We start from the raw sequence: 26,589 nt of genomic DNA on the forward strand, positions 1-26,589 counted from the left end.
CCTACGAGGTAGACACAATCAACCCCCTCTTTGCCTGACTGTCATCCTGCTTCGGTCCGGAAGATGTCGTCCGTGGGGATGACGGGAGGCTGCTGACAGGTCTCAGGCGTCCGGGCCGGCGGGGGCCTGGGCCTGCCAGGCGGTGAACAGCGGGGTGTCCTCGGTCCCGGCCAGCACGACGATGCCGAAGGGGCGGTCGAAGGCAATGTGGTGCACCCGCCGCGGCCGGGGGGCGGCGCCCGCCGCCCGCATCGCGACCACCGTCACGGCCGCGGCCTCCACGCCCTCCTCGGCGATCTTCAGCACGGCCTCCTGGACCACGTCGGAGATGGCGAGGGGTTCACGTGAGAGACCGGAGAAGTCCGCGGCGTCCGTCAGAGCCAGCCGGACGCCGAGGGAGGCCAGCTGCCCGGTGACGGGCACCCGCGTCCGCAGGGTGAGCCGGGGCAGCCCGATGGTCACCCGGTCGGTGTCCAGCGGGACGCCCGCGGCCCGGGGCGCCCAGCCCACCGGCAGTACCCGGCCTGCCCCGGCCCCCGGCTCCCCCAGGACGAGGCGGACCCGGGCCCCGGGGCCGCCACCCGGTTCCGTCGCGCAGCGCAGCTCGACGACGTACGCCCCGCCGGCCGTCCAGGCGTCGGCCGGCGGCACGTCCTTGACCATGGTCGGCACCGGAACGACCGTCCCCGCCGCGTCGGTGAACGGCAGGTCCTGGGTCCGCCGGGCCTCGAAGGGCTTCTCCCAGCGGGCCTTCAGCGCCAGGACATTGACCAGCGCGAGCAGGGTCTCGTCGGTGATCTCCAGCGGCAGCCGCTCGATCAGCCCTCCGGTGGCCTCGCGGACCCAGGCGTCGACGGCCGCCGCGTCCATCGGGTCGAAGCGGACGTCCGGCAGCGCCTCCTGGAACGCGGGGAGGACGGCCACCCGGCTCCAGACCCGGGTGGCCACGCCCAGCGCCCCGGTCCGGGCCAGCGCGCGGGCCAGCTCCGTGACGGCCGGCGCGGCCTCCCGGTCCGCGGTGCCGAGGAGCGCCCGCAGCTCGGCCGCGGTCGCCCCGCGCGCACCGGCGGCCACGGCGGCCAGGGCGAGCCAGAGCCCGGCGGGCGAGCACACGAAGCCGGTGCCCGTCCCCGTACCGCCAGGCCCCTCTCCCGCTGCCATGCCGTCCCGTATCCAGCGCTCGGCGAGGCGCTGGACGGCTCCGGTCGTGGACGCGGCGTCGGTCGTGGCATCGGTCGCTGCGTCGGTCATGGCATCGGTCATGGCATCGGTCATGGCGTCGGTCATGGCGTCGGTCATGGCGTCGGTCATGGCGTCGGTCGTGGCATCGGTCGTGGCCGCGGACACATCGGTCACTACTGCCCCCTACAGGTAAATTGCGTCGTCGTTCGGCCGTGCGGCAGCAAGAATGCCCCACATGACCTGGACCGTGGCCGCCGAACGATTCGACTCCCCCGACGCGAGCGCCCTGCGCCGTGACTACTACGACGAGGTCGCCAGCCGTTACTGGCAGCGGCCCGCCACCGCCGAGGAGATCGACGACGGGCTCGACGGCGACGGGGCCGACCTGCTCGTACCGCCGACCGGGCAGTTCGTCGTCGGCCGGTACGGGAGCAAGGCGGCGAGCTGCGCCGGGCTGGTGCTGACGGAGTCCGCCGGTCCGGGCACGGCGGAGCTGACGCGCGTGTACGTGCGCCCGGCGTTCCGGGGCACGGGCGGGGGCGGGCTGCTGCTGGCCGCGGTGGAGGAGGCGGCGAGGGCGTACGGCGTACGGCTGCTGCGGCTGGACACCCGCGACGACCTGGTCGAGGCACGCGGGCTGTACACGAAGCACGGATACCGGGAAGTGCCGGCGTTCCACCGACGCAATCAGTACGCGGAGCACTGGTTCGCCAAGGAGCTGTGACGGCGGCGGCTGCGTACGGGCGCGGGCCCGGGCACAGGCGCGGACGCGCCAATTGCTCAGGCGGGCGGGGGGCGGTGGCCGAGGTCGTCAGGGTCGTCGGGCCGCCGGTACTGGCCCTCATGGCCGTCGCCGGGTCGCCGGTACTGGCCCTCATGGCCGTCGTCGGGTCGCCGGTCGTGGCCCTCGCGCTCGTCGAAACGCCGTTCGTGGGCCTCGCGCTCGTCCTGGCGCAGGTGGGCCTCGTGGTCGCGGGGCGGCTGCGGGGTGTGGGGGCGCTCCCTGGTCGAGCCGCTGACCTCGGCGGTCAGTTCGCTGACGAGTCTGACCAGGTCGGTGGGGCGCTCGGGGCCCCACCAGTCGCCGAGGAGTTCGGCGAGGGAGTCCTCGCGGGCCTGCGAGAGCCGGACGACGGCCTCGGCCCCGGTGTCGGTGAGGATCATCTGCAGGCCCTCCCGGCGGGCCAGTCCGCGTTCCTCGACCTGCCGGGCCGCATCGGTGATCACGTGCAGGGGCACGGGTGCCGTCTCAGCGAGCCGGGCGGGTTCGACGGTACCGTGCCGCTTGATCCGCAGGAGCAGCCAGCTGGCGGCGGGCAACAGGTCGTACCCCGCCCGCGCGGTGATCCTCTCGTAGATCTCACGGCGGCCCTCCCGGGTCGCGAGCACCGACAGGGCGCGGGCGCACTCGTCGTACGAGGAGCGCTCGACGGGGTTGGAGGCGAGCGTCTGGCTGGTGTCGGGGGCGGTCACCGAGCCCCGGAGCTTGTCCTCACGGAGGAACCAGGCCAGGACGAAGGCCAGGAGGACCACCGGGACCGCGTACAGGAAGACGTCCGTGATGGAGGTGGAGTACGCGCCGAGGACGGGGGGCCGCAGATCGGCCGGGAGCTGCCCGATGGCCCGGGGGTCGGCGGCCAGCCGCCCCGCGTCGACACCCGGCGGCAGCGACTGCCCCGCGAGCGCGTCCGTGAGCTGCCCGGACAGCCGGTTGGCGAAGATGGTCCCGAAGATGGCCACGCCGAACGCGGAGCCGATGGACCGGAAGAACGTCACGCCGGAGGTGGCGACACCGAGGTCCTGGTAGGAGACGGAGTTCTGGGCGACGAGGACGAGGACCTGCATCACCAGGCCGAGACCGGCTCCGAAGACGAAGAAGAAGGCGCTCATCAGCCAGGTGGAGCTGTTCTCGTCGAGCTGGTGGAGCAGCAGCAGCCCGACGGCGGTGATGGCGGTGCCCAGGACCGGGAAGACCTTCCAGCGGCCGGTGCGGCTGACGATCTGGCCGGAGCCGGTCGAGGTGATCAGCAGGCCGAACACCATCGGCAGCATGTGCACGCCGGACATCGTCGGGGTGATGTCGTGGACCACCTGGAGGAAGGTCGGCAGGTAGGTCATCGCGCCGAACATGGCGAAGCCGATGACGAAGCTGATCACGGCGACGAGGGCGAAGGTCCTGATCCGGAAGAGTTGCAGGGGCAGTACGGGTTCGACCGCGCGCCGCTCGACGGCGACGAAGGCCACGAGCAGCACGACGGCGAGCACCGCGAGCCCGATGATCTGCGGAGAGCTCCAGGCCCAGGTCGTGCCGCCGAGGGAGGCGACGAGCACCAGGGCGGTGGCGACGGCCGCGATGAGGAAGGTGCCGAGGTAGTCGATGGTGTGTTTCTCGCGGCGGACCGGGATGTGCAGGACGGCCGCGATGACGACCAGGGCGACGACGCCGATCGGCAGGTTGATGTAGAAGACCCAGCGCCAGCTGAGGTGTTCGGTGAAGAAGCCGCCGAGGAGCGGCCCGAGGACACTCGTCACGCCGAAGACCGCGCCGAAGAGCCCTTGGTACTTGCCGCGTTCGCGCGGTGTGACGAGATCGCCGACGATGGCCATCGACAGCACCATGAGTCCGCCGCCGCCGAGTCCCTGGAGGGCTCGGAAGCCGATCAGCTGGGGCATGTTCTGGGCGACCCCGCAGAGGGCGGAGCCGATCAGGAAGATCACGATCGCGGTCTGGAAGAGCTTCTTGCGGCCGTACTGGTCGCCGAGCTTGCCCCACAGCGGGGTCGCCGCGGTGGCCGCCAGCAGGTAGGCGGTCACCACCCAGGACAGGTGGTCGAGGCCGCCGAGCTCACTGACGATCGTCGGGAGAGCCGTGGAGACGATGGTCTGATCGAGTGCCGCGAGCAGCATGCCGAGGAGCAGCGCACCGATCGCCACCAGGACGCTCCGGTGGGACTGCCCCTCGCCGGGCGCCGGGGGTGACGGGCTCAGCTGCTGGGCCATGGGCGTCTCCTCGATCCGCTGCGTCCACTGATCCACTACACCCCCATCCTGGACGTTTCGCCCCGTTATGGCCTGCCGGGGGCGGGCCGAGCCCCAGCGGGCCGTTGGGCTTCCCCGGAGCGGGCTGCATAATCGCAGGCAGCTCAAGGGGAGGGGACCCACCATGACCGGACACGCATGCCCGGAGTGCGGGAGACAGACGGCCGGGCAGCCCGGCACGGAGCGCCGGGTGCCGTGCCGGTGCGGCGACGGCACGCCGTCGCCGCAGCTCACGGAGGACGAACAGCGCGCCGCCCGTACGGCGGAGATCGCCGCGGCCGAGGATTTCGACCCGCTGCGCATCCGGCCCTACGTGACGCTGACGGACCTCGCCGGGACGGGCGGAGGCGAGGCCGGGGGGCCTCGCTCCGGGTCCGGTACGTGGGAGGGCGCGGCCGCCGGGACCGGCCCGTCGGCACCCGACGCCGAGAGGACCGCGACGGGGACCACGGGGGCCGCGAACGATCCGGGGGCGGCGGCGAGCACCATGCCGCTGTTCCTGGGCGGCGACGGCCCGGACGGCGGCCTGGGCGTGAGCACGGGCTCCGCGCCGGACGGCCCGGACCGCAGTGGCGCCGCGCCGGACGAGAGCCGGAGGCGGACCGCGGGCGCGGCCCCCGTCTTCGCCCCCGACCCCGTGCGACCGCGCCGCAGGCGCCCCCTCGGGGCACTCGCCGTGGGGGCGGCCGTGGCCGCGGTGGTCGGCACGGCGGCCTTCGCCGGCGGGCTGTTCGGCGGCGACGACGGCGGGGACGAGGCGCTTCCGGAGGCCACCACGAGCGTCCCGGACACCGAGGACGAACCGGCCGCTTCGGTGGCCCCGTCCCCCTCCGCCTCGGCCACGTCACCCCGCACGCAGTCCCCCTCGGCCACCCCGTCCACATCACCGTCCGCGTCCGCCTCGCCGACGAAGAGCCGGGAGCCCGAGCCGACCGCCACCGCGTCCCCGTCCGCGTCGCCGACGGCGAGCGCGTCGTCCACCGCGGACGGCGGCGCTCCGTCGGCCGCACCGCCCGCCGATCCGCCCCCGGGGCCGGCCGGCTCCTCGCTGCGCCCGGGCGACCGGGGCCCGGAGGTCGCCGAGCTGCAGGGCCGGCTCCAGACCGTCGGGGAATGGCTCTACTCGGGGCCGGTCGACGGGAGGTCCTACAGCGACCAGGTGGCGTACTCCGTGGCGGTCTACCAGTCGTACAAGGCGATCCAGGGCGATCCGACGGGCGTGTACGGGCCGAACACCCGGCGCGCGCTGGAGGCGGAGACGAACGGACGCGGACGCCACCGAGCCCACTGAGCGCACCGAGCTCCTCGGGGCCGCGCGCCGCGCCGGGGGATTGGCGTTCCGACCCCGGTTTTTGTATCGTGATGGAACAAAGTAGCTCCCGCCCGCACTCCCTGACCGGCGGGCGGGGGTTGCTCTGCTTTGCCGCACGTGGTACCGCACGCCTTGTACCGCGCACCCTTCGCAGCCCGTGCACGTCACGCCCCGCGGCACGCGCACCCGGGCTGTTCGCACACCTCCCCGCGTTCTGGAGCAGCCGATGCCTCCCACCGTCCTCACCGCACAAGCCCTCCTGCTGGACATGGACGGCACCCTCGTGAACTCCGACGCGGTGGTGGAGCGCTGCTGGCGGCGCTGGGCGACCGACCACGGGCTGGACCCCGAGGCCGCGCTGAAGGTGGTCCACGGCCGTCAGGGGTACGCCACGATGGCCGTCCTGCTCCCGGACCGGCCGGTGGAGGAGAACCACGCGGACAACCGGGTGATGCTGGCCGAGGAGACCGCCGACGTCGAGGGCGTCGTACCGATCGGCGGGGCGCCCGCGTTCATGGCCGCGATCGCCGAGCTGCCGCACGCACTGGTGACCTCCGCCGACACCCCGCTCGCGACGGCCCGGATGGGCGCCGCCGCGCTGCCGATGCCCGCAGTCCGCGTCACCGCCGACCAGGTCGGGGCCAGCAAGCCGGACCCCGAGGGCTTCCTCAAGGGCGCGGCGGAGCTGGGCTTCGACGCGGCGGACTGCATCGTGTTCGAGGACTCCGAGGCGGGCATCGCGGCCGGCCGGGCGGCGGGCATGCGCGTCGTGGGGGTCGGCCCGCGCGCCGCGGCCCTCGCGCCGGACGCCCATGTCGAGGACCTGACGCGGGTGCGCGTGGAGGCGGCCGAGGACGGCTCGATCCGCCTGCACGTCGACGAGGCCTGAGCCACCCCCCTCACACCGAAGCGGGCCATCCGGAAGCGGGCCATCCGGAAGCGGGACCCAGCTCGAAGCGGGGCTCACTCCCGATGCAACAGCCCGCGCGCGACCAGTTCCAGGACCGCCGCGACGGCGACCACCTGTACCGCCATCAGCGCCACCAGGACGAACAGCTGCACGGCGCCCGCCTCCACGGGTGAGGCGCCGCCCAGCAGCATGCCCACGAACGCCCCCGGCAAGGTGACGAGCCCGACCGTCCGGGTCTGGTCGAGCCCGGGCAGCAACGCGTCCGACGCCGCGGGCCGCACGATCTCCAGCCTGGCGTCCCGGTCGAGCAGCCCGAGGGCCATGCCCGCCTCCACCTCCCCGCGCCGGCCGGCGAGTTCGTCCAGCGCGCGCCGCCCGCCGAGCACGGTCGCGGTGAGCGCCCCGCCGATGAGGATGCCCGCCACCGGGATGAGCGCCAGGCCCCGGACCGGCACGAGCCCCGTCAGCAGCAGCACCCCCACCACGGGCAGCACGCCCGCCCCGATCGGCACGGCCGCCCACCGCCAGGTGCGGTTGCCGGTGATCCGGCGACCCGCGGTCCACACGGCCACGGCGAACATCAGCGCCACGAACCCGAGAAGCGGCGCCAGGGAACGGACCACCCAGCCGATGAGCAGGGACACGGCGGCGAGTTGGACGGCCGCCCGCACCCCGGCGACGAGGATCTCGCGCGACCGGCCCAGCGAGGCCCACGCGGCGACGGCGGCGGCGAGGACCAGCAGGACGGCGAGCACGACGCCGAGGGCGGGGGAGACCGGAAGCAGCACGCGGCAACGATAGGGCCGCTCCCGAGACCGCCCCGGGGGGCGCGCCCGGGACGGCGAGCGCCCCCGAGCCCCCGAGGGATGCCCAACACCACCCGGGCAAACCGCCCGTGACGGCTCCGCGCGCCCCCGCGATCCGTCACTCCCCCTGCACACCCCTTGATGTGACGTGCACATGTCGTCAGTCTGTTACCTGACACCCACCCCACGGAAACCTGACGTCGCCACGATGGCCGGGGCTCCACACGCCCGCCCAACCACCCCCCACAGCAAGGGAGTTCGTATGTACCGGTGTCTACGCGCGTCGCCTTCACCAGTGCACGGACTCCCTGAACAAGCATGCGGAGGAAGGCAAGAATGAAGAACGTTCTCTCCACGGCCGCCGTTGCCCTCTCGGCGCTGGTCGCCTACACCGGCTCAACCGTCAGCCCCGCCGACTCCGAGACGCTACCCACGGCCCCCACCTCAGCGACGGCCGCCGACCCGGGTCGGCAACTGGAGCAACTGACCGTGGCAGCCCGCGGATCGATGGATGGTTACAGCCGCAGCAAGTACCCCCACTGGATCGATCAGGGCGACAGCTGCAACACACGGGAAGTCGTCCTGAAGCGCGACGGCGAGGGTGTCGAAACAGGCAGCAACTGCTACCCCACCAGCGGCACCTGGAAGAGCCCGTACGACGGCGGGACGTGGTCGGACCCGTCCGATGTCGACATCGACCACATGGTGCCCCTGGGAAACTCCTGGGTCAGCGGAGCGAAGGCATGGACGAACGCAGAGCGTCAGGCGTTCGCGAACGACCTGACGCGTCCACAACTGTTCGCGGTGACGGACAACGTGAACCAGTCGAAGAGCGACAGGGCGCCGGATGAGTGGCGCCCTCCGCTGGAGTCGTACTGGTGTGAGTACTCGACGGACTGGATCGAAGTGAAGCACCACTACGAGCTGACGATCACCACGCAGGAGAAAGCAGCACTGAAAGACATGCTTACCAGCTGCTGAGGCCGGTCAGTCAGGTCGCAGGTGGCACTACCTGGCGAGTCGGGGCGCGCTGCGGGCGCGGCGCGGAGTCGTGAGTGCGTCAGCGGTCGCCCTTCGGCCGTGTCAGAAGAGCTCGTCCAGGAGTTGGTAGAAGGCCATCTTGTCCTTCTCGACGCGCTGGTGGCCGTAGCGAGCGACGAAGTGCTCCGCGTATGCGGGGCCGAACCAGGGGTCCTCGTCGATCGCCAGTTCGCGGATGGTCAGGGCGATGTCGGCGTGGCGGTCGGCGCGTCCGAGGCGGCCGACATCGATCACGCCCGTGACCTGGCAGGTGTCGGGGTCGAGAAGAATGTTGTTGGGGCAGAGGTCTCCGTGGCAGACGACGATGTCCTCGGAGTCCGGACGGGTGCGGTCGAGCTCGGCGAGGAGCTGTTCGCCGGTCCAGTTCTCGTGTTCCTCCTGGAGGTCGTCGAGGTCGACCAGGCCGGCGCGCACGTTGTGCCGGGCCTCGGCGACGGCCACGTCCAGCCGGTGGTCGAAGGGGCAGTCGTCGACGGGCAGCTCGTGCAGGGTCCGGGCCAGGTCGGCGATCGCCTCGACGACCGAGAGGCGTTGGTGCTCGGGCCATTCCTCGGAGGCGGCCACCCCCGGCAGCGCCTCGGTCACCAGCCAGGTGGAGGTGTCGTCGGCGCCGCGCTCGACGACGCGGGGAGCCGGGATGGCGTGGCGGGCCAGCCATGCCAGCCTGTCCGCCTCGCCGGCCAGGTCGAAGGCCCAGTTCCCGGGGGCGTCCTCAGCGGTGCGTGGAGCGACCTTCACATAGAGTTCGGGCCCGTGTCCGGTGAGGTGGTAGACGAAGGCGCCCGAGTCCCCCTCACTCACGGGGGTCCATTCGTGGTGCGGGTATTTGCTGCGTAACGTGCTGTTCATGAACGGCATCATGGCAGAGCGGGGAGCGCCTTCCGGGCGGTTGTGACGGGCCCCGTACGGTTTCGGACACTCGTTGTCGCGGCGACCTGCGCGCGCCACGAACGTCGCCTCATCCGTCGGGTCGAACGACTGTACGCAGGGCGAGAAGTAGGCCACCGCGAGGAGCTGCAGATACGCCATCTCGGCTGCCATGTCCCCGGTGTCCTGACTGAGGGCGAGCCCGTCTCCGACTGGATTGGGGGCGGCGCCGGCGAGCTTGGCCGCGCGGGCGCGGCGGAGTTCGCACGCCTTCACAAGAATGTCCTGCCGGTCGGCCGGGTCGCAGTGGCGTGCCACTTGGGCGCGGGCGCTGTCAGAAATGGCCGGATCGGCATAGTGAGCGAGAGTGAGAAGGGCGTCGCGGATCTCGATGGACTTCCGGTAGGCGACGAGCCGCCAGGAGAGATGCGGCTGAAGAATGGCCAGCACCCGGCTGCCGCTGTCGTCGAGTTTGACCTGAGGTACAGCGTCCACCAGGTCCCGCCAGAGCGGCCAGATCCGCCAGATGGTGCGGGCGCAGATGAGGGATCGGCGCAGCTCGACGACCGTGGGGACGAGCAGCGCGGCCGCGCGCAGACAGGCGTGCGGGTAGAGCAGCAGATGCAGCGCGCGCCCAGGGACGGCGCCGGTGGCAAGCAGCACGAGGTGACCGAGCCAGAAGACTCCGGCGAGGGCGGTGCCCCAACCGAACAGCCCGAGGACCAGGCTGAGGCAGGGGCTGGCGCAGTGCCGGCCGTACACCCAGCAGACGCGGACGCAGGCGGCGCAGGCCACCAGGTGGGTGACGATGACGATCAGCCAGTACGCGGCGGAGGGGGCCTGGGTCAGGGTGAAGGGGGGGCCGTGGGGTTGCGGTCCGGATCCGAGGGTGGCGAGCACCAGCAGGACGGCCACGATGCCGAGGGTGGCCAGCAGGACCGTGCCGCAGCGGCGGGAGCCGGTGGTGTGCACGGAGAAGTACAGGACCGCGCCCGCTGACACGATGCCGACCTGGTTCCTGGTGACGGATACCCATCGGGCGGAGCCGGTGAACTGGACGAGCTGGTCGCACACGGGATCCAGGGCGAGGGTCATCGCGGACGCCGCCGCGAGCACCGCGAGCCAGAGGGTGCGCTGGTAGGGGTGGTGGATCGCGGCGCGGAAGCGCAGCAGCACCGCCGTCCAGAGGAGACAGACGCCCGTCACGGCCAGGGCGGGACCCCAGCCGTCCGCTAAATCAGAGTTCATGGTCGCTGCTCACCCCGAGAGCGGCGTGCAACTTGCCATATGTGTCCAGCGGTTCGCGGTGCCCGGCCCCGGTCTCGCCGGTGCGGATGAGGCTGGCGAGCATCTCGGCTTCCTGCTCCTGAAGGGTGGAGTAGTTTGCGCGAGCCAGGATGCGGTGGATCAGATGGGGGCTGAGGTCGTTGAACAGGCTGCCGGGCAGGCCGCCGGGCAGGCCGGATCCGGTGGTGGAGTGGTGATCGAGAAGCATGTGCCCGATCTCGTGCAGGACGATGTGCTCCTGGTGGGAACGAGCGGTGCGCCGCTCGTAGAAGATGTGATCGTCGGTGTCAGTGGCTATCCACAGGCCGCAGGCCCCGGCGGCGGCGGCCTTGCCGGGCAGCTGGTGAAGGTGCAGAGGGCGGCCCCTGCGCGCCGAGAGGTGCGCCCGCGTCGTCTCGATGGCGAAGGGGTGGGGGAGATCGAGCTGGGCCAGCAGCGGCTGGCAGCGCCGACGCAGCATAGCGATTCTGTACGACATCCGGTGTGTACCGTTCGGCCTTCCTCGGCGATGCGGGTGTGGACATGCGAGCCTTGCCTGCATCCGTGCCCGATCTCGCCGAGCACGCGATCGACCCGGCGTACGGTCGTCCGCTGTTGCGGCGGCCCGGCGAGGACGGGGCTGCCGTGCGACGCGACGAGACGGCCGGTCCACTCCGGGCGGGGTGCGTGCGCCTGGCGTGCGCTGCGGAGCCGCTCCGTTCCGGTGGTCTCCGGGGTGAAGCGGAGGGCCGGGCCCGTATGGTCGGCGCGCCGGTGTCACGCCGGCGAGCGCTCCTGGGTGGGATCGCGGTGAAGACAGGCGGGCGGATGGCCGGCGGCGGCCATGGGTTCAGGTCGCGCGGCGTGCCTGTGGCAGCCCGCGACTGCGCTACGGAGAGAACGAGTCGAAGAAGAAGATTCCTCGATGTCCCGGCCGCCCGAGGAAAGGACACGGGGCAGGCTTCTCGGCTGGTCTCGTCCGACGGCCCCACGAGTCGATGCGGTAAAGAATGACAGCCTCCCCTTGCATGGCGTCTCTCGCCCCCGACGCCTGCGGCCAATGGTTCAGTACCCCCGTTGGTCTGCCCAGTGGTTCGTCCCGGCCCTGCCCCACGCCCCTGGCCGGTTCCCGCCGCGTACGGAAGGGAGGTCAGTCCCCGTCCGGCGCAGTGGCCTGTTCCTCGTCCTCGACGGAGGCGAGATTCTGCACTTTGCGGGCCGCGTCGACCATGATCAACAGTGCGTCGAGGCTTTCCGCGGAGAGCCCTTCGGCTCGCAGGGCGAGGTTGCGCACCCGTGCGTCGCGAAGCGCCACGGCCAGCCGCAGTTGCGCGTTGACCCGGTCGGCCGTGTCCTCGTTGAGGAAGTACTCGGCCGGCACCCCGAAGAACTCCGCCAGGACGTCCAGCAGTTCGAGGGTGACATTGCACTTCTGGGCCGTGGCGAGTTCCCAGAGGTAGGTGCCGGAGATGGTGCCACCGGTGGTCTCCCTGATCTCCTTCGCCAAGCGGGCGTATCCCGGCCGCTTGCGTTCGTCCGGATACAGGGCGGCGATCAGTTCGTTGAGACGCTGATCGAACTTGCGCAGGAGCGGTCGCTGCGACAACCGGGACCCTGGTCCGGCCTTCCCGCTGTCCGACATCCCCACTCCCCTCGCTTCGTCGACGGCGGGCGCACCCACTGTACTCCTGGACGGCCGACCGCTACAGCGGGCGTTACTCAGCCATTTATTTGACAACTACCAGCTCTCATTGACAACTTGACGCCCTCTCAGCTTACGATCGCTCCCGACTTCATCCGCTTAAGCGAATAAACCCCCGTCCGGAGAACCTCCGGACGCTCCTGACCATGGAGGTTCGGTTCGATGAAGGCTCTGGTGTTCGAAGCCCCCGGGCGAGCCGTGCTCACGCACCGGGATATGCCCACCCCGGTTCCTGGCGAGGCCCTCGTCCGTATCGCCTACAACGCGATCTGCGGCAGCGACCTGTCGTTCTACAAAGGGGTGTGGCACGGCTCTACGTATCCGGTCGTACCGGGCCACGAATGGAGCGGAACGGTCGTCGAGGTGAACGGGCCGGAAGGGGCGGAACTGCTCGGCGGCAACGTGGTCGGGGACCTGACGTGCTCCTGTGGGGCATGCGCGCACTGCGTGGCCGGTACGCCCACCCTCTGCGAGGACCTCCAGGAACTCGGCTTCACCCGCGACGGTGCCTGCGCCGAGTACATGACCATTCCGGTCGCCAACCTCAAGCGGTTGCCGGACACGCTGCCGTTGCGCTCCGCCTGCCAGGCGGAAGCCCTCGCGGTCGCGCTCAACGCGGTCGACCGGTTCGGCGTCGCTCCGGGCGAGAAGGTCGCGGTCACCGGGGCCGGCGGCATCGGACTTCTCCTCGTCCTCGCGGCCCGCCTGCGGGGGGGCATCGTCACCGCGGTCGCCGAGCCTGTCCCCGAGCGGCGGGACGCCGCACGGGCGATCGGTGTGCCGGTAGCGGTGTCGGGAGAACCGGGCGCACTGGTGGGGCTGACACGCAGGGACCCCCGGACGACACCCGACGTGGTCCTGGAAGCCTCCGGCTATCCCTCGGCGGTACAGGAGGCGATGGAGGCCGTCCGGCCGGGCGGGCGCGTCGGCCTCGTCGGCTACCGCCTGGAGGAGGTCGGACCGATGGCCCCGCACCACGTCGTGCTGAAGGTCCTCAGCGTGCAGGCGTCGATGGGCCCGGGCACCCGGTTCGAGGAGGCCATCGAGGTTCTGGCGTCCGGCGCGGTCGACGTGGACGCCCTGCTCAGCCACGAGTTCGCCCTCGACGACCACGCCAAGGCACTCGACGTGGCGCTCCGCCGCGCCGACGGCAACACCCGCTCCTACTTCAACCTCCGCGTCTGAGAAGGGAAGTCCTCATGGTTTCCCGATTAGTGGTAAAGGGCGGCGACCCGATACGCACGCGTCCCTGGCCCGCCTGGCCCCAGCCCGCTCCCGGTGTGCCCCGGGCGGTGGCGGACGTGCTCGCCTCGGGCCGGTGGTCGATCAGCGGCCCGTACCTCGGTACGGACTCCCACGAACGGCGCTTCGCCCGTGCGTTCGCCGACTACAACGGGGTGGCGCACTGCGTGCCCGCCGCCAGCGGTACCGCCAGCCTGATGCTGGCCCTGGAGGCATGCGAGGTCGGCGCCGGCGACGAGGTGATCGTTCCGGGGCTCTCCTGGGTGGCGTCCGGCTCCACCGTCCTGGGCGTCAACGCCGTCCCGGTCTTCTGCGATGTGGACCCGAACACACTCTGCCTCGTCCCCGAGGCCGTGGAGGCGCTGATCACGAAGCGCACCCGTGCGATCGTCGTGGTCCACCTGTACTCGGCGGTCGCCGACATGGACGCGCTGAACGGCCTCGCCGACCGGTACGGCATCCCGCTGATCGAGGACTGCGCCCAAGCGCACGGCGCGACCTACCGGGGCGTCCGGGTCGGCGGCCTCGCGACCGCCGGCACCTTCAGCATGCAGCACAGCAAGGTGCTAACCAGCGGCGAGGGTGGCGCGGTGATCACCCGCGACGCTGAGTTCGCACGCCGCGTGGAGCACCTGCGGGCCGACGGTCGCTGCCTGGCCGAGGTGCCGCCCGCGCCCGGGGCGATGGAGCTGGTGGAGACGGGGGAGCTCATGGGCAACAACCGCTGCCTGTCGGAGTTCCAGGCCGCCATCCTCACCGAGCAGCTGACCCTCCTCGACGCGCAGAACGAACGCCGCCGCACCAACGCGACGCTCCTCGACGAGCGCCTGGCCGGGCTCGGCCTGCGCCCGCAGACCACTTCCGAAGGCACCACGTCACGCACGTACTACACCTACGCGGCACGTCTGCCCGACGGGAAGTTCGAGAACACCACACTGTCCGCCGTGACCGACGCGCTCTCCGCGGAGCTCGGCCTCACCGTCGCCCCGTGCTACACCCCGATCCCGGCCAACCGGCTGTACGCGCCGCACACACGCAGGCGCTACACGCTCAACCTGGCCCACGAGGAACGGATCGACCCCAAACGGTTCGCGCTGCCGGTGTGCGAGGACGTGGCCCGCCGCACCGTGACCCTGCACCACACCGCCCTGCTCGGCGACGCCGAGGACATGGAGGACATCGCCGCAGCCTTCGACAAAGTCCTGCGGCACGACGTCGAACTGGCGCGTTGACGGCGGCATCCAGCGTCGTCCCAGGCCCGCTACCCCGGAGGATCGGGATACCCATGCAGGTTACACCTATTGCGATGGAAGACGCGTCATTTCCCTACCGGCTCGGCACGGACTGTTCCGCGGACATCGTCGGACACCTCGCCGCGTACGGCGCCAGCAGGTATCTGGTGGTGGCGGACACCACGGTGGCCAAGTTGTACGGCCTCGACCTGATCGCCCGCATCGAACAGGAGGCGGGACCGGCCCGGCTGCTCGTCCACGAGGTGGGGGAGGTGAACAAGGGACTCACCACGATCGGCGCGCTCGCCGAGCAGGCCCTGGAGCACGGGGCCGACCGCCGCTCCGTCGTCGTCGCTCTCGGCGGCGGCGTCACCGGGAACATCGCGGGCCTGCTGGCCGCACTGCTGTTCCGTGGTATCCGCCTGATCCACGTGCCCACCACAGTGGTGGCGATGCTGGACTCGGTCCTGTCCCTGAAGCAGGCTGTCAACGCCACGTTCGGCAAGAACCTCGTCGGCACCTTCCACCAGCCGGTCGAGGTGCTCGCGGACACCGCCATGCTGCGCACCCTGCCGCAGCGCGAGATCCGTTCGGGGATGGGAGAGGTCGTCAAGAACGCCGTCGCGATCCGGCCGTCCATGCTTGGCCGTCTCGGTGCCGAGCTGCGCCCCGACGCCCGGTACGACGACGGGACCATGCGATGGATCATCGCGGAGAGCCTTGCCGCCAAGGCGGACGTCACCCGGGACGACAAGCACGAGCGGCGGGCGGGCCTTGTCCTTGAATACGGTCACACCGCCGGGCACGCCATCGAGCACGCCTCCCGCGGACAGGTCGCCCACGGAGCCGGGGTGGCCGTGGGGATGACCATCGCCGCCGAGGTATCGCGGCTCATGGGCCACACCGACGGCGCGTTCGTGTCCCTGCACCGCGCGCTGGTCGCCGCGGCGGGGGTGGAGCCCGTGATCCCCGAGTTCGTCGACCCCGCCCGGGTGAAGGACTGGCTGGCGTACGACAACAAGCGCGGGTACCTGGAACACCAGCCCGGCCATACCCCCATGGTGTTGCTCTCGGCTCCGGGAGAGGTGCTGCACACCGGCGCGATGCCGTTGGTGCCGGTGCCGCTGGCGCTCCTCGGCGAAGCCGTCGACAGGGCCGCCGACCGTGGACCGGGTGCCGAACACGGGCCCGCGGGCGACGGCGCCGCCTACGCGGCGGCAGGTCCACTGCGATAACGGTTCGCGCCGGCGGCGGTCCCCTGCCGTGGTGGCGGCTCGCTCCCTTCCGACCGGGAGCGAGCCCACCGCACCGGCAGTGGTCCGCTCCGGCGACGGGCCGGCCCGGACTCCCCGCGCCCCTTCGCGTGCCATGCCTCCTTCGAGTGCCTCCCCGGCTCTCCCCCGTCCCCGTTTCCCGCCCTGGTCACCTCTTCCGCTCCCCCGGTTCCGTCCTTTGCCAACCGCCGTCCCTCCCCTGGAGATCCCGTGCGCGTGCTGAGGCTCACTCCCTTCTTCCACCACGACTGCGTCACCGAATGGCCGGCCGAGTTCGACGCCGTCGGTGGCATGCAGGTGCAGATCCTCCGCCTCTCACGGGAGCTGGCAGACCGCGGCGTGGAGCAGCAGGTCATGACCGTGGGCTTTCCCGGCCTGCCCCGCACCCGGACGGACCGCCCCGGACTGGTCGTACGCGTCACCCGCGCTCCGATTCCCCGGCTCCGCTCCGAACTCACCGGGCTGGTGGGGCTGAACCAGGCGTGGCTGGCGGCCGTCATCGCCGCCAGCCTCCGGCTGCGCCGCACGTGGCGCCCGGACCTGATCCACGTACACGCCGACGGACAGTTGTGGGCCCTGCTCGCCGGACCGCTGGTAGCGCTGATCACAGGCGCCCCGTACTGCCTGACCCTGCACTGCTCGCGCATGGCCGTCTACGAGCCGATGTCCCGCTTCGACCGACTGCAGCACGGGCTGGTGCACCTGGCAGAGCGCTTCGCGCTGCGGCACGCCATCCGCGTCTCCACGCTGACCTCGCGGACCGCCGACATCGTGGCGCGGAAGCTGCCGATGGACCGTGCCCGCATCGACGTGCTGCCCGACTCGGTCGGAGCGGTGCGCCGGGTGCCGGCTCCGGTAGCCCGAGGGTTCGTACGGACGCTGGGCGTGCCGGAGGGCGTACCGGTGGTCGGCCTGGTCGGCCGGGTCGCGCACGAGAAGGGGTGGCGGGACTTCGTCGCGATGGCCCGGCGGTGGGACGCGGTGGCGGGCGCTCCCGGAGCGATCTTCCTCGTGGTCGGCGACGGACCGCAGTGGGGGCGGATGAGAGAGACCGTCGAAACGGCGGGGCTGGCGGACCGGTTCGTGTTCACCGGCTTCCTGCCGCACGACGCCATGCCCGCGGTGATGACCGCGCTGGACGTCCTGGCCATGCCGTCCGCCCACGAGGAACTGGGCGGCAGCGCCCTGGAGGCGATGGTCTGCGGCACACCGGTGGCCGGCTACGCGGTCGGAGGTCTGCGGGACACGGTGGGTTCGGTCACGCCCGCCCTGCTCGTGGAACGCGGGGATGTGAACGCGCTGACCCGTGCGGTCGGCCACGCGGTGACGGCCGCAGGCGAGTGCCGCGCGGCGGTGGCCGCGGCCATACCCGGGCTGCTGGCCTCCTACGGCGCCGACACCACCGACCGGGCGCTGGAGCACTACCAGGTAGCGCTGGGCAGGCCGGTCGCGGTGGCGGCCGATGCACGGGAGGCCGAGGGGGGTGCCGGATGGCGGCCCTGACCTCGTTGCGGCGGTGCGCCGGTTATCTGCGGCCGCACCGGTGGTTGATGACCGCCGCGTGCGGGGCGGCGTTCGGGTCGATGCTCGCCGGCCTGGTGATGCCCCTGGTGTTGCGACGGGTGGTGGACGGCCCCGTGGCCCGCGGCGACTTCGAAACGCTGCCCTGGTACGTCGCCGGCTTCGCGCTGCTGGGGGTGGTGGAGGCGGTGCTGCTGGGTGCGCGCAGACTGCTGGTCATCCGCCCGGCGACCCGGCTGGAGACCGCGATGCGGGCGGACGTGTCGGCGCATGTCCAACGACTGCCGCTGTCGTTCCATGGCCAGTGGCATTCGGGGCAGCTGCTCTCCCGGACGGTGTCGGACGTGACGGAGATCGGACGGTTCACGGCGTTCTCCGCTGTCTACCTGCTGGTGAACATGGCAGCCTTGGTGGTCGGTCTGGGGGTCCTGGCCCTACTGGAACTTCACCTCGCGCTGATCGTGCTGGTGGCGTACGCGCCCATGGTGCTGGCGACCACGGTGTTCGAGCGGCGGTTCCGGCTCGTGGCCCGGTCCGCGCAGGAGATGAGCGGCGACCTGTCCACCACCGTGGAGGAGTCGGTGCTCGGCGTACGGGTACTGAAGGTGTTCGGACGGGGGCCGGAGACGGTGCGCCGGTTCACCGAGCAGGCCCGGCACCTGCGCGGTCTCGAGATGCGCAAGCTGTCGTACACGGCTGCGCTCTGGTGGGTCATCACGGCGCTGCCGGATCTGGCGATCGTGGCGATGATCGGGTACGGCGGGCACAGCGTGGTCACCGGCTCGCTGACTCTGGGCACGCTGCTGGCCGCGGTGACGGTGGCGACCTTTCTGCGCTGGCCCGCGGACACCCTGGGCTGGCTGACCGCCGACGCCGCGACGGCCGCCGCGGCGGCGGACCGCTACTGGCAGCTGCGGGACGAACCGGTGACGGTGACGGACCCCGAGTGCCCGAGGCCGCTGACCCGGCCGGTCCGCGGTGAGATCAGAGTGGAGGACGTGCACTACACGCACCGGGGAGGCGCGGCGTCGCTGCGCGGCGTCGACCTGACGATCCGGGCGGGCACGACGGTGGCCGTGGTCGGTGCCACCGGGTCCGGCAAGAGCACGCTGCTGTCCCTGCTGTCCCGGCTCGACGACCCGACCGTCGGACGGATCACGCTGGACGGCACAGACCTGCGCGAGATGGCCCTGGCCGAGTTGCGGTCTGCCGTGTGCTGCGCGTTCGACGACCCGGCGCTGTTCTCGGGCACGGTGCGGGAGAACGTCCTGCTGGGCGTGGCGCAGCAGGACCGAAGCGATCGCGCGGACTCCGACGAGCCGGTCTGGCAGGCGCTGCGCGCGGTGCGGGCGGATGGATTCGTCCGGACGCTGCCCGACCGGCTGTCCACCATGATCGGCGAGCAGGGACTCGGCCTGTCCGGTGGCCAGCGTCAGCGACTGGCGCTGGCTCGGGCGGTCCTCCCGCGGCCCGCGGTGCTGGTCCTGGACGACGCCCTGTCCGCGCTGGACGTGCGGACCGAGCAGGAGGCGATGGGCAACGTGCTGGGCCGCAGCACCACGGTGATGACCGCTCACCGGCCGGCCACGCTCCGGAGGGCCGACCAGGTGGTGTTCCTCTCCGGCGGACGCGTCGCGGCGACGGGCACGCACGACGAGCTCATGGCGCGAGAACCGGGGTACCGGTTGCTGGTCCGCGCTCCCTCTGTCCCCTCGGACATGGACGAGGACACGGACGAGGACGCCTTCGGCGAGGTCTGCCGGAACCGCGTGGACGGCAGGGCGCCGAGCGGATCCGCCGGGAAGGCGGACGGCCGATGAGCGACACCGAACACACGAGGACAGAGGCGCGCAACGCCCTGCTGCGCATGCTCCTGTGGCCGAAGCGACGGCGGCTGGCGGCCGCCACGACGCTCGCCCTGGTGGAGAACGCCTGTGGGCTGGCAGCACCGCTGCTGATCGCCGCGGCGATCGACCGCGGCCTTCCGGCGGCCGCCGAGGGGCGCTGGTCGCCGCTGGTCGGATTCACGGGTGCGGCGCTGGTGGCTGGACTGACCACCGCGACGTTGAAGTACGTGTTCCTGCGTTACTCCGGAAGCATCGCGCAGGATCTGCTGTTCGAGCTGCGGCACCGGGCGTTCGCCCATGTGACCGGCCAGCCGCTCGCCTTCCACGAGTCGTACCCGTCCGGCCGGGTCATCGCGCGCCTGTCCAGCGACGTCGAGTCGGTCGAGGAGATGCTGGAGATGGGGCTGGACGGGCTCTTCTCGGCGGTCTTCTCCATGGTGGGCATCCTCGCGGTGATGTTGTGGCTGGACGGGCCCATGGCCGCCGTGGTCATCGTGCTCTTCCTGCCGCTGTTCGTGCTGACGCGGTGGTTCCGACGCCGGTCCCGGATCGCCTACCGGCACACCCGGACCGCGATCGAAGGCATCGTCGGGCACACCGTGGAGGCGTACAACGGGATACGGGCTGTCCAGACGTTCCGTCGCGAGGACGCCAACGCCCGTCGGCTGGCCGACCTCGACGGCCGGTATACGGTGGCGCGCACGGAGTCCGGGTGGGTGAGCGCCGTGTTCAGCGGCGGAGTGAAGCTCATCGGCAACCTGTCCCTGGTGGGTTTGCTGACCCTGGGTGTCTTCCGTATCGATCAGGGCCATCTGCAGATAGGCGCGCTCACGGCCTTCCTGCTGTACGTGCACCGGCTCTACGACCCGATCGACGAGCTGGCGAGCTTCGCGAACGCCTTCGCGTCGGCCTCGGCCGGCCTGGAGAAGATCGGCGCGCTGTTCGTGCGCCATCCGGCGGTGGCCGAACCCGCGCGGGCGGTTCCGCTGCCCGGATCGCGGGACCGGGACGGTGCCGGCCTGGGCGCCGTGCGGTTCGAGAACGTGCACTTCCGGTACGGGGAGCAGGGCAGGCCGGTGTTGTCGGCCATGGACCTGACGCTGGAGGCGGGTCGGACCGTGGCGTTGGTGGGCACCACCGGAGCGGGGAAATCCACCATCGCCAAGCTGCTCGCCCGGCTGTACGACCCGACGTCCGGGCGGATCACTCTGGACGGGGTCGATCTGCGCCACCTGGGCGACGGCGAACTGCGCGGCGCGGTCTCGATGATCACGCAGGAGGCGTTCCTGTTCTCCGGTTCGGTGGCGCGGAACATCGCGCTGGGCCGACCGGACGCCTCCCCGGAGGAGGTCCAGGCAGCCGCGGAGGCAGTGGGCGCGCACGGGTTCATCAGCGCGCTGCCGGAGGGGTACGGCACCGACGTACGCAAGCGCGGTTCGGCGTTGTCGGCCGGACAGCGGCAACTGATCGCCATGGCGCGCGTGATGCTGACCTCTCCCCGGTTGCTGATCCTGGACGAGGCCACCTCCAGCATGGACGCACCGTCCGAGCGGGCTGTTCAGGAGGCGCTCGCGCGGGTCCTGGCCGACCGTACCGCGGTGATCATCGCGCACCGCCTGTCCACGGTCACCATCGCGGACCGGGTCCTCGTCATCGAGGACGGGGAGGTGGTGGAAGACGGCTCGCCCGCCGCACTCGCCGTCTCCGGGGGCAGGTTCGCCGGGATGCAGAGGGGGTGGCTGGCCGCCACACGCGCGTGACGCGCGCCGGAGCGTCTCTCGGGCTGCTCCCGGCCTCTCCCGGCGCTCGCGTGCTTGCCCTCCGGTGCTCCCGCACCCGCACCGCACCCGACCACCCCTACGAAAGGCAGACGATGAAGCGTCTACGGGGCACCCTGCCCACGGACACCCCGCACGCGTGGCACCCCGACGCCCTGGGCCCGGCCCATCGCGACGGGTGGGACACCCAGGACGACGGGCGGGTTTGGGATGTCGTCGTGATCGGCAGCGGCGCCAGCGGTTCGGTGGCCGCCGACCGGCTGGTTCGGCAGGGCCTGGATGTGCTGATGCTGGAGGAGGGGTTCCGGCTCTCCCCCCGGCTGGGCAACCCGGAGCTGGACGACATGTGCCGCACGGCTCTGGTTCCGGACGGCAAGGGGGGGTGGTCGGACGAGGGCTGGCCGTGGACGACCTCCAACCTCGGGGGCGGCACCGTGTTCTACGGCGGGGCCTGCTGGCGGTACCGCCCCTTCGACTTCGACCCCGGCGAGCTGATCGACGCCGGCGACCTCGACCTGCGCTGGCCGTACGAGCTCGCGGAACTCGCCCCCTACTACGAGGTGCTGGAGCGTCGACTCGGTGTCTGCGGCGGTGAGGGAAGCGAGAAGAGCCGCGGCCCGGGACACCCGCCCACGGCGGCGGCGGAGCTGCTCCACGAGGCAGGCACGGAACTGGGTTACGACCCGTTCCCCACCCCGCTCGCCATCAACCGACATGTGCACAACGGACGTTCTGCCTGCGGCCGGGACTCGCTGTGCGTGAGCCACCAGTGTCCGACCGGAGCCAAGGCTGACGCCGTGTCGGTGTTCCTCACCCCGCTGGCCCGGCATGTCGGCTTCACCCTGCGGACGGGAATGCGGGCGCTGCGGCTGGAGCAGGAAAGTCGGGACGGGGTCACGGCGGTGACCTGCCTGGACCGGCTCTCCCGCACAGTCAACCGGATACGGGCTCGGTCGTTCGTCGTCGCATGCAACGCGATCCAGACGGCGGCCCTGCTGCTGCGCTCCCGGGGCGGGCACGCGCCGCAGGGCGTGGGCAACCACTCGGGGCTGGTGGGACGCGGTCTGACGATGAAGCTGAGCGAGTACGTCAGCGGAGTCGTCGAGCCGCCGGAGGGACTCACGGTGGCCGACTGGCGGAAGCACGGCGGCCCGTTCTCGACGATCGCCTTCCTCGACCACTACCTGGACCCCGACTGCCCGACCGGGGTGGGCGGCATGATCTACGAGTCGAAGAACGACGACCCGCGGCTCATCCGGCACGACGCGTTGGAGCTCAGGATCGAGACGATTCTGGCTGACCACCCGAATCTGGACAACCGCGTACGGCTCTCCGACCACCTCGACGAGGACGGTGTGCCCTCCGTCGTCATCGACTACACCACCGACCCGCGGGACCTGCGGCGCCTGTCCTACATGACCGACCGGTGCGAGGACCTCCTGCGGCAGGCTGGGGCACGCGCCATCCGCCACGAGGAAAGCGACTTCGCCCGGGGCAGCTGCCACCTCCACGGCACCTGCCGGGCCGGCGCGGATCCGGCCACTTCGGTGGTGGACGGCTGGGGCCGGATCCACTCGGCGCCCAACGTGTACGTCGTCGACGGCAGCTTCATGCCGTACCCGGGCGGCTTGAACCCCACGCTGACCATCCAGGCGCACGCACTGCGCAGCGCGAGGGCGGTGGGGGTCGACCTCGTCGCGCGACAGACCGTCCACGCCTGAGTCTCCCCGCCCCGTCCACTCTCCCCCCACGCATCCCGTTCTTCCGGCACTGCGCCACCCCAACCGATCGAGGAGGCACCATCATGGGATCCGACAACGTCTGGCCGCCGCCCGTGCGGCGTGTCCGCGCCTACCGCAACATCGTCGTCGACGGCGCCTGCAACATCCGGTGCTCCTACTGTGAAATCAAGAAGGCGAAGGTGGACCAGGCGGCGACCATCCGCTCACTGGACCGGATCTTCGCCGACTACGAACCGGACGACGTGCTGTTCCGGGTCGAGTCCGACGGCGAGATCACGCTGTACCGGAAGATCGTCGACCATCTGCAGAAGCGTGCCGCGGAGGGGTACCGGATCGAGGTGCTGAGCAACGGCACCAAGCTGCCGACTGCCCTGGAAGGCCGGCCGGACCTGCTGTGGGTGTTCTCCGTCGACGGGCACACCGAGGAGATGAACTCCAAACGCGGTCTGAAACAGGCCCAGGTCGACCGCATCATCGACGCCGCCGTGGAGCTGGAGGCGGAGCTCCAGGCCGTGTACTGGGGTCAGAGCGTGGAACAGGTCAACGGCTGGATCGACCTGCTGCAGGCGCGCGGCTACCGGGGCAAGCTGCACTTCATGCCGCTGCTCGCGTTCAAGGGGCGGCCGCTCACGGTGAACCTGCGCTACGCCGACCTGCACCCGGCCGACTTCCTGGCGCCGCCGGAGTACTTCCGCCGGTGGAACCACATCTTCGAGACCGGCAAGCGGGACGCGGTCTGCGACCAGATCACCAACGGCTACAACTACCAGGTGTCCGGGGACGAGATCCGGATGGTCAAGTGCGACTGCTACTCGGTGCCCAAGCACCTGGTACACGGCTTCGGCCCGATCCGGGAGTTCGACGACTGGCCGTGCGGCACGTGCATCGCCAATCAGGAGTTCAACAACTCCCGTGAGCGGATGACCGCGCCGCTCGGCCGGACGCCCCTGCCGCTCGTATGACCGGCGACGGGATCGGGGGCGGCCCGCGTCCGCGGCGGCCCGCCGGCGCCCACCAGCGGTTCGTTCTGATCAGGCACGCGGAGGCGAGCCTGAACGTCCTGGAGGATCACGACCTGCTACCAGGCTTCGACCCGTTCGCGGAGCTGACGCCCCGGGGCGAGCAGCAGGTCCGGGCGCTCGCCTCCCACCTGCCCGGAGACCCGGCTGTACAGCCGGGCTCCGGGCCCGGGGCCCGGCTGTACAGCAGCCCGCAGACGCGAGCCGCGCGCACGGCGGAGGCGCTGGCCGTCGCGCTGGACGTGCCGGTCGTCGCGGACGGGCGGCTGGCGGAGCTGCGCGCGCCGGAGGCGTTCGCGCACCCGGTGACCGTCCGGGAGTGGGACGCCTTACTGGAGGAACGGCTACGCCGGCCGGACGCGCGGGTGTCCGGCGTGGAGAGCTGGACCGAACAGCGCGGACGGGTCCGGGAGTTCCTGGACGCGCGCTGCCCGGTCAGCGGTGCCGGTGGGCACTGGGTGCTGGTGTCCCATTCCGAGACGCTCCAGGCCCTGCTCTTCGAACTGCTGGGGCTGGACGACGTCCTGCTGCACCGCACGCGTTTCAAGATCAGCAATACCGGTGTGTTCATTGTGGACCGAACGGAGGACGGATGCGCTTCCCTGGTGGTGGCGAACAGCAAGACGCACCTGGCCAGGACGGCCTGACCCGCATGCTCGTCCTGAAGTGCCTCGCCGATGAGAGCGGCGACGAGCCCGGCGAGATCGTCGCGCGCGGATACCTGGATGTCGACGACCGGGAGTTCGCCCATGTCATCAACCGGCTGGAGGGTTACTTCGACTGCACCCTGTGGTTGAGGAAGGAGACGCAACGGCGGTTCATGGTCGACGAGTTGGTGGAACGGGTGACGGCTGTGCTCGCCTGTACCGGAACGAGGGCCGCCGCCGGAGCGGGAGCCGGTGTCGCGACGGAGGCCGGACATGCCTGAGGCCGCCGGCCCGCGAGCCCTCTTCGAGATCTACGACGAGGGCTTCTCCTCCCCGTCGTGGGGTGGTGTGGAGACCGCCCTGTGGTACCTGGTGCGGTCGCTGCGCGCGGGGGGCGTCGACGCCTCCTTCTACCCGGAGTCCCAGGGCGCCGACCTGGACGCGCTGGCGGCGCGAGTGGAACGGGACCGGGTGGACGCGGTCTTCCCCCTCGTCGAGAGCGCCCTCTTCGGGGGCGGGGCATGTCAGCGGTTGCCCGGACTGCACCGGCGTACGGTACGGATCTGGCACGACGTCAGCCTGCTGGCGGGGGACCTGTCCGCCCCGGCAACGTGCCCGGTCCACGCGGCCGAGCCCGCCGTGTCCGGGCGGACCGTACCGCCCGGATGCCCGGCGCGGAGCGCACATCCCGACGGGCCGATGCGCGAGGTGTTCTTGCGCGACCTGCCCTGGACACGGTGCTTCGCCGACCGGTCGGTGATCGGCTGGGCCGCCGACCACCTGCCGGACAAGGACCTCCACGATCCTTCCGGCCCCGTCCTCCTCCAGCTCGGAAAGATCGACACGGCTGACGCGGAACGGTGCCTGCGCCGTCTGCTGGGCGCCGGACTGCGGCTGCGGGTCATCTTCGCCACCTGGTCGCGCCGGGGCCGTGAGGCACGGGAGCTTGTCCACGCGTTCCCCGATCCGGACGGGCGGATCGAGGTGCTCGACACCTACGACATCCGTACCGACTGGGAGCGGGTCTTCGGCGGCTCGGCGCTGTTCCTGCTGCCGTCGGTGTTCCACGAAACGTTCAACTTCGCGGCGGCGGAGGCGGTCCAACTGGGCGTGCCGGTCGCCACCCTCGGCGAGGGTGGCAATCTGCCCGGCTTCGCCTCGCTCCGGGCCGCGACGGTGGACGAACTGCTGGAGCAGGTGGTGGCCTGCGCGGCCGGCGACGGGGAGGGCGGCCGGCTCCCGGCACCGCTACCGCGGCCGGCCCACGGGTGGCGGACCGTCGCCGCCCGGTACGCGGAGCTCATCCGGGAGGGGGCCGCCCGCGATGAGTGAGGAGACGCGGCTGGCCGAGCGGCTGAGGGAAGGGCGAACCCTGCTGATCTCGCCGCACCCCGACGATGTGGCGTACTCCTGCGGCGGGCTGCTGGCGACCCTGGGGCGCCCCGTGCACACCACCCTGCTGACTGTCTTCACCCGGTCGGCCTGGGCGCTGCCGCGGCGGCTGCGCCGGGCCGGAGCACAGGTCGTCAGCGCGCAGCGGCGCCAGGAGGAGCTGCGCTACTGCCGTCTGCGGGGCTTCGCGGATTACTGGCCGCTGGGTTTCGCGGACGCGGGTCTGCGCGGCTATGACGACGTGACCGAGATCTCGTCCCCCGTGGAGGAGGACGGCATCCGCGAGGCGGTCGCCGAGGAGGTCGCCGAAGCGGTGGAGCGGTCGGGTGCCGACAGCGTGCTCGCCCCGGCGGGCGTCGGAAGCCACATCGACCACCTGTTGGTCCACGATGCCGTACGCGGCACGGCCTGCGGCGGGGCCCTCACCTTGTTCTACGAGGACCTGCCGTACGCCGGGCAGCACGACGCCGCCGCGGTGGCAGGAACCCTGCGGGACAGACGAGGGCTGGCGCCGTACGTCAGGGTCGACATATCCGGTGTGGTGGAGCAGAAGGTGCGTGGCATGTACGTGTACGCCAGCCAGACCGACGACGAGTGCGTCCGAGAGGCACTTCATCACGCCCGCCGCTCCGCCGGGCCGGTCCCGGCGGCGGGTGACGCGCCGCCGGAGCAGTCCGGCTTCCCTCGGGCGGCATCTCATGCGGAACGCCTGTGGACGGCCCTGCCCACCGGTGAAGCCCGGTGAGCGGGGCCTCCCACGGGCCGACCGC

The 26,589-nt window shown here is 71.5% G+C and carries 23 protein-coding genes and 1 pseudogene; 17 read left to right on the forward strand and 7 right to left on the reverse strand.

Features of this window, described 5'->3' with window-relative positions:
• The first annotated feature begins 38 nt into the window (after nucleotides 1-38).
• The gene (locus D581_RS1000000142110) at nucleotides 39-146 is read left to right on the forward strand and encodes a hypothetical protein (protein ID WP_469220323.1); all 108 of its coding nucleotides are present in this window, start codon (nucleotides 39-41) and stop codon (nucleotides 144-146) included.
• Here the strand turns inward: D581_RS1000000142110 and D581_RS0116160 are convergent.
• On the reverse strand, nucleotides 103-1,251 hold the full coding sequence (locus D581_RS0116160; protein ID WP_026290566.1) for a serpin family protein: 1,149 nt from the start codon (nucleotides 1,249-1,251) through the stop codon (nucleotides 103-105). The two genes, D581_RS1000000142110 and D581_RS0116160, sit on opposite strands and share 44 nt — an antisense overlap.
• A gap of 166 nt (nucleotides 1,252-1,417) precedes the next feature.
• On the opposite strand from D581_RS0116160, the gene D581_RS0116165 reads away from it, so the two are divergent.
• The gene (locus tag D581_RS0116165) at nucleotides 1,418-1,906 is read left to right on the forward strand and encodes a GNAT family N-acetyltransferase (protein WP_018958265.1); all 489 of its coding nucleotides are present in this window, start codon (nucleotides 1,418-1,420) and stop codon (nucleotides 1,904-1,906) included.
• A gap of 56 nt (nucleotides 1,907-1,962) precedes the next feature.
• Here the strand turns inward: D581_RS0116165 and D581_RS0116170 are convergent, their stop codons facing one another.
• The gene (locus tag D581_RS0116170; protein ID WP_051114592.1) at nucleotides 1,963-4,182 is read right to left on the reverse strand and encodes an MFS transporter; all 2,220 of its coding nucleotides are present in this window, start codon (nucleotides 4,180-4,182) and stop codon (nucleotides 1,963-1,965) included.
• A 163-nt stretch (nucleotides 4,183-4,345) separates the two neighbouring features.
• Between D581_RS0116170 and D581_RS0116175 the strand changes: the two genes are divergently transcribed.
• Nucleotides 4,346-5,512, forward strand: coding sequence for a peptidoglycan-binding protein (locus D581_RS0116175; RefSeq protein WP_078625850.1), 1,167 nt, complete (start codon nucleotides 4,346-4,348; stop codon nucleotides 5,510-5,512).
• 247 nt (nucleotides 5,513-5,759) lie between these two features.
• A complete protein-coding gene (locus tag D581_RS0116180) occupies nucleotides 5,760-6,422 on the forward strand; it encodes an HAD-IA family hydrolase (protein WP_018958268.1) in 663 nt (220 codons plus the stop codon).
• A gap of 74 nt (nucleotides 6,423-6,496) precedes the next feature.
• On the opposite strand, the gene D581_RS0116185 is transcribed toward D581_RS0116180, so the two are convergent.
• Nucleotides 6,497-7,231, reverse strand: a complete 735-nt coding sequence (locus tag D581_RS0116185; RefSeq protein WP_018958269.1) for an ABC transporter permease — start codon at nucleotides 7,229-7,231, stop codon at nucleotides 6,497-6,499.
• Nucleotides 7,232-7,585: 354 nt separating this feature from the next.
• Here D581_RS0116185 and D581_RS0116190 point away from each other — a divergent pair, with 354 nt between their 5' ends.
• Entirely contained in the window at nucleotides 7,586-8,230 is a 645-nt protein-coding gene (locus D581_RS0116190) for an HNH endonuclease family protein (RefSeq protein ID WP_018958270.1), read from the forward strand.
• Between the two features lie 102 nt (nucleotides 8,231-8,332).
• On the opposite strand, the gene D581_RS0116195 is transcribed toward D581_RS0116190, so the two are convergent.
• The 4 genes and pseudogenes from D581_RS0116195 to D581_RS0116210 all read right to left on the reverse strand — a co-directional run bounded on the left by D581_RS0116195 (nucleotide 8,333) and on the right by D581_RS0116210 (nucleotide 12,065).
• Complete coding sequence (locus D581_RS0116195; RefSeq protein ID WP_486585841.1) at nucleotides 8,333-9,148, reverse strand: APH(3')-V family aminoglycoside O-phosphotransferase; 816 nt, start codon at nucleotides 9,146-9,148, stop codon at nucleotides 8,333-8,335.
• Nucleotides 9,149-9,298: 150 nt separating this feature from the next.
• Nucleotides 9,299-10,405: pseudogene (locus tag D581_RS1000000142115) on the reverse strand (MAB_1171c family putative transporter); the annotation flags it as partial.
• Nucleotides 10,395-10,904, reverse strand: coding sequence for a hypothetical protein (locus D581_RS0116205; RefSeq protein WP_018958272.1), 510 nt, complete (start codon nucleotides 10,902-10,904; stop codon nucleotides 10,395-10,397). The gene D581_RS0116205 and the pseudogene D581_RS1000000142115, both read right to left, overlap by 11 nt.
• A gap of 669 nt (nucleotides 10,905-11,573) precedes the next feature.
• Nucleotides 11,574-12,065, reverse strand: coding sequence for a hypothetical protein (locus D581_RS0116210; RefSeq protein WP_199787802.1), 492 nt, complete (start codon nucleotides 12,063-12,065; stop codon nucleotides 11,574-11,576).
• A 222-nt stretch (nucleotides 12,066-12,287) separates the two neighbouring features.
• Between D581_RS0116210 and D581_RS1000000138980 the strand changes: the two genes are divergently transcribed.
• From D581_RS1000000138980 to D581_RS0116270, 12 genes are all read left to right on the forward strand, one after another.
• Nucleotides 12,288-13,310: an alcohol dehydrogenase catalytic domain-containing protein gene (locus D581_RS1000000138980; protein ID WP_018958274.1), complete on the forward strand. Its 1,023-nt coding sequence runs from the start codon at nucleotides 12,288-12,290 to the stop codon at nucleotides 13,308-13,310.
• A gap of 14 nt (nucleotides 13,311-13,324) precedes the next feature.
• Nucleotides 13,325-14,599 carry a DegT/DnrJ/EryC1/StrS family aminotransferase gene (locus D581_RS0116220; protein ID WP_026290568.1) on the forward strand — a complete coding sequence of 425 codons (1,275 nt, stop codon included), beginning with the start codon at nucleotides 13,325-13,327 and terminating at the stop codon, nucleotides 14,597-14,599.
• Nucleotides 14,600-14,673: 74 nt separating this feature from the next.
• Nucleotides 14,674-15,834, forward strand: coding sequence for a 2-deoxy-scyllo-inosose synthase (locus tag D581_RS01000000137310; RefSeq protein ID WP_018958276.1), 1,161 nt, complete (start codon nucleotides 14,674-14,676; stop codon nucleotides 15,832-15,834).
• 249 nt (nucleotides 15,835-16,083) lie between these two features.
• On the forward strand, nucleotides 16,084-17,376 hold the full coding sequence (locus D581_RS0116230) for a glycosyltransferase family 4 protein (protein WP_018958277.1): 1,293 nt from the start codon (nucleotides 16,084-16,086) through the stop codon (nucleotides 17,374-17,376).
• Complete coding sequence (locus tag D581_RS01000000137315) at nucleotides 17,364-19,214, forward strand: ABC transporter ATP-binding protein (protein WP_018958278.1); 1,851 nt, start codon at nucleotides 17,364-17,366, stop codon at nucleotides 19,212-19,214. Before D581_RS0116230 ends, D581_RS01000000137315 begins: the two co-directional genes overlap by 13 nt.
• On the forward strand, nucleotides 19,211-21,001 hold the full coding sequence (locus tag D581_RS01000000137320; RefSeq protein ID WP_018958279.1) for an ABC transporter ATP-binding protein: 1,791 nt from the start codon (nucleotides 19,211-19,213) through the stop codon (nucleotides 20,999-21,001). The genes D581_RS01000000137315 and D581_RS01000000137320 overlap by 4 nt, the downstream gene beginning before the upstream one ends.
• 113 nt (nucleotides 21,002-21,114) lie before the next feature.
• Complete coding sequence (locus D581_RS0116245; protein WP_018958280.1) at nucleotides 21,115-22,740, forward strand: GMC oxidoreductase; 1,626 nt, start codon at nucleotides 21,115-21,117, stop codon at nucleotides 22,738-22,740.
• A gap of 83 nt (nucleotides 22,741-22,823) precedes the next feature.
• Nucleotides 22,824-23,723: a radical SAM family protein gene (locus D581_RS0116250; protein ID WP_018958281.1), complete on the forward strand. Its 900-nt coding sequence runs from the start codon at nucleotides 22,824-22,826 to the stop codon at nucleotides 23,721-23,723.
• Entirely contained in the window at nucleotides 23,720-24,427 is a 708-nt protein-coding gene (locus D581_RS0116255; protein WP_018958282.1) for a histidine phosphatase family protein, read from the forward strand. The genes D581_RS0116250 and D581_RS0116255 overlap by 4 nt, the downstream gene beginning before the upstream one ends.
• A 5-nt stretch (nucleotides 24,428-24,432) precedes the next feature.
• Entirely contained in the window at nucleotides 24,433-24,708 is a 276-nt protein-coding gene (locus tag D581_RS0116260; RefSeq protein WP_018958283.1) for a DUF6137 domain-containing protein, read from the forward strand.
• On the forward strand, nucleotides 24,701-25,759 hold the full coding sequence (locus tag D581_RS0116265) for a hypothetical protein (RefSeq protein ID WP_018958284.1): 1,059 nt from the start codon (nucleotides 24,701-24,703) through the stop codon (nucleotides 25,757-25,759). The genes D581_RS0116260 and D581_RS0116265 overlap by 8 nt, the downstream gene beginning before the upstream one ends.
• Nucleotides 25,752-26,564 carry a PIG-L family deacetylase gene (locus D581_RS0116270; RefSeq protein WP_018958285.1) on the forward strand — a complete coding sequence of 271 codons (813 nt, stop codon included), beginning with the start codon at nucleotides 25,752-25,754 and terminating at the stop codon, nucleotides 26,562-26,564. The genes D581_RS0116265 and D581_RS0116270 overlap by 8 nt, the downstream gene beginning before the upstream one ends.
• Nucleotides 26,565-26,589 lie beyond the last annotated feature (25 nt).

The sequence above is a fragment of the Streptomyces sp. CNB091 genome (genome assembly GCF_000377965.1).

Excerpts from the sequence above, each read along its gene's own strand:
- D581_RS01000000137315 (WP_018958278.1), top strand. The coding sequence starts at position 17,364 with ATGGCGGCCCTGACCTCGTTGCGGCGGTGCGCCGGTTATCTGCGGCCG.
- D581_RS0116220 (WP_026290568.1), top strand. The coding sequence starts at position 13,325 with ATGGTTTCCCGATTAGTGGTAAAGGGCGGCGACCCGATACGCACGCGT.
- D581_RS0116180 (WP_018958268.1), top strand. The coding sequence starts at position 5,760 with ATGCCTCCCACCGTCCTCACCGCACAAGCCCTCCTGCTGGACATGGAC.
- D581_RS0116270 (WP_018958285.1), top strand. The coding sequence starts at position 25,752 with ATGAGTGAGGAGACGCGGCTGGCCGAGCGGCTGAGGGAAGGGCGAACC.
- D581_RS0116255 (WP_018958282.1), top strand. The coding sequence starts at position 23,720 with ATGACCGGCGACGGGATCGGGGGCGGCCCGCGTCCGCGGCGGCCCGCC.
- D581_RS0116265 (WP_018958284.1), top strand. The coding sequence starts at position 24,701 with ATGCCTGAGGCCGCCGGCCCGCGAGCCCTCTTCGAGATCTACGACGAG.
- D581_RS0116210 (WP_199787802.1), bottom strand. The coding sequence starts at position 12,065 with ATGTCGGACAGCGGGAAGGCCGGACCAGGGTCCCGGTTGTCGCAGCGA.
- D581_RS0116190 (WP_018958270.1), top strand. The coding sequence starts at position 7,586 with ATGAAGAACGTTCTCTCCACGGCCGCCGTTGCCCTCTCGGCGCTGGTC.
- D581_RS0116165 (WP_018958265.1), top strand. The coding sequence starts at position 1,418 with ATGACCTGGACCGTGGCCGCCGAACGATTCGACTCCCCCGACGCGAGC.
- D581_RS0116195 (WP_486585841.1), bottom strand. The coding sequence starts at position 9,148 with ATGCCGTTCATGAACAGCACGTTACGCAGCAAATACCCGCACCACGAA.
- D581_RS0116245 (WP_018958280.1), top strand. The coding sequence starts at position 21,115 with ATGAAGCGTCTACGGGGCACCCTGCCCACGGACACCCCGCACGCGTGG.
- D581_RS0116250 (WP_018958281.1), top strand. The coding sequence starts at position 22,824 with ATGGGATCCGACAACGTCTGGCCGCCGCCCGTGCGGCGTGTCCGCGCC.
- D581_RS0116170 (WP_051114592.1), bottom strand. The coding sequence starts at position 4,182 with ATGGCCCAGCAGCTGAGCCCGTCACCCCCGGCGCCCGGCGAGGGGCAG.
- D581_RS0116205 (WP_018958272.1), bottom strand. The coding sequence starts at position 10,904 with ATGCTGCGTCGGCGCTGCCAGCCGCTGCTGGCCCAGCTCGATCTCCCC.
- D581_RS1000000138980 (WP_018958274.1), top strand. The coding sequence starts at position 12,288 with ATGAAGGCTCTGGTGTTCGAAGCCCCCGGGCGAGCCGTGCTCACGCAC.
- D581_RS0116175 (WP_078625850.1), top strand. The coding sequence starts at position 4,346 with ATGACCGGACACGCATGCCCGGAGTGCGGGAGACAGACGGCCGGGCAG.
- D581_RS0116260 (WP_018958283.1), top strand. The coding sequence starts at position 24,433 with ATGCTCGTCCTGAAGTGCCTCGCCGATGAGAGCGGCGACGAGCCCGGC.
- D581_RS0116160 (WP_026290566.1), bottom strand. The coding sequence starts at position 1,251 with ATGACCGACGCAGCGACCGATGCCACGACCGACGCCGCGTCCACGACC.
- D581_RS01000000137320 (WP_018958279.1), top strand. The coding sequence starts at position 19,211 with ATGAGCGACACCGAACACACGAGGACAGAGGCGCGCAACGCCCTGCTG.
- D581_RS01000000137310 (WP_018958276.1), top strand. The coding sequence starts at position 14,674 with ATGGAAGACGCGTCATTTCCCTACCGGCTCGGCACGGACTGTTCCGCG.